Here is a 1681-nt window from a genome sequence, read left to right as displayed (position 1 = left end):
GCGGTGTAGGCAACGAAGCCATTGGCGTCGCGCTCGACCTGCATCACCTCGGCGTGCTCGACGATCTGCGCGCCGGCGCGACGCGCGGCGCGCGCGAAGGCCGGGCCGGCCAGGCGCGGGTTGGCATGGCCGTCCTGCGGCGAGTACGATCCCGCCACCACGCCGGGCGCGAAGATGCCCCAGCGCCGGCGCAACTGCTCGGCCGTGAAAAGCTCCAGGTCCAGTCCGAGCGGCTTCACGTCGCGCGCATGTTGCTCGAGCACGGTGGCCTGCTGTTCGGTGTAGCACACGCGCAGGTGGCCGTACGGGACGAACTCGAGGTCCTCGCCCAGCAGTTCCTTCACGCGGCCCCAGACGGCGCGCGCCCGGTTGGCCAGCGGCATCTGGTGCAGGGCGCGTCCCTGGCGGCGCACATTGCCGAAGTTGGTGCCGCTGGCCTGGCGCCCGACCAGCTCGCGTTCCAGCAGCACCACCGAGAGGCCCTGCTGGCGCAGGAAGAAGGCGGTGGTGGTGCCCATCAGGCCACCACCGAGCACCAGCACATCGGCGTCGTGTGTCCTGGTTGCCGTGCTCGATGTCGTGCTAGTTTTGGTGCCACTCATGGCTGCACCTCACGTGTATTCATCATCAGTGGCTTGACCGGTGCCTGCGAGCGCAGGCGACCGACTTGTTCGATCGGGATGCCGCAGGCCTGCGCCACGATCTCGGCCGCGGCATGGCCGCAGAAGCGGCCCTGGCAGCGGCCCATGCCGACGCGGCTGAAGGCCTTGGCCCGGTTGACTTCCTGGCTGTCCAGTTCGGCCACGCAGCGGCGCAGCTCGCCCACTGTCACGGCCTCGCAGCGGCAGACCACCGCGGCATCGGGCAGGGCGGCGGCCTGCGCGTGCGGCCACGGGAAGGCGCGCGCCAGCCCCTGGCGGAAGCGGTCCATCTGGTCGAGGGTGCGGCGCAGCGCAGCCGATTCGGCGGCGTATTGCGCGCGGCCCCGCTCATGCCCCAGGTCGGCCAGTGCCGCTAGCGCCGCGAGCCGGCCCGCGGCTTCGGCCCCGTCGGCACCGAGGATGCGCGCGCCGTCGCCGGCCAGGTAGACGCCGCGCGTGCTGCTGCGGCCGTCCGCGTCGATGCGCGGCAGCCACTGGCGGCTTACGGGTTCGAAGGCGAACTCGCAGCGCGCGAGGTCGGCCAGTTGCGTCTCGGCGCGCAGGTGCCAGCCCAGGCCGACGGCGTCGCACGCGAAGCGCTGCTCGCGTCCGCGCGCATCGCGCACGGTCACGCCCCGCACGCCCAGGCGGTCGTCGCCGTCGATGGCCAGCGGTGCCACGCCCTGCAGCACCGGTACGCCGGCATGCTTGAGGCCGCGGATCAGTCCGAGCCCGCGCAGCGCCAGCCGGGGGCGCGCCAGCAGGCCGGTGATGGCACCCCAGGATTTATTCGCGGGGGAGGTGTCGAGCACTGCCGCCACGCGCGCGCCGGCCTGCACGTACTGCGAGGCCACCAGGTAGAGCAGCGGCCCGCTGCCGAGGAAGACGACTTGCGTACCGATGGCGCAGGCCTGTGCCTTGAGCGCGATCTGCGAGGCGCCCAGGCTGTAGCAGCCGGCGCGGTGCCAGCCGGGCACCGGCATGAGCCGGTCGGTGGCGCCGGAGCACACCAGCAGTGCGTCGAAGGGCAGCGTCTGCGG

2 protein-coding genes are annotated in these 1681 nt (G+C 72.8%); both read right to left on the bottom strand.

Translation table 11 applies throughout. From position 1 onward, the window contains the following. Positions 1-602, bottom strand: a 602-nt coding sequence (locus tag DN412_RS42780; protein WP_133303198.1) for an NAD(P)/FAD-dependent oxidoreductase, incomplete at its 3' end; no start/stop codon positions are given. Then, on the bottom strand, positions 599-1681 hold a 1083-nt coding region (locus DN412_RS42775; protein WP_115216984.1), incomplete at its 5' end, for an FAD/NAD(P)-dependent oxidoreductase. The genes DN412_RS42780 and DN412_RS42775, both read right to left, overlap by 4 nt.

It is taken from the genome of Cupriavidus lacunae (assembly GCF_003353055.1).
Taxonomy (GTDB): domain Bacteria; phylum Pseudomonadota; class Gammaproteobacteria; order Burkholderiales; family Burkholderiaceae; genus Cupriavidus; species Cupriavidus lacunae.
Note: the sequence above shows the minus strand (reverse complement) of the source record. Positions and strands in the feature narration are given on the sequence as shown.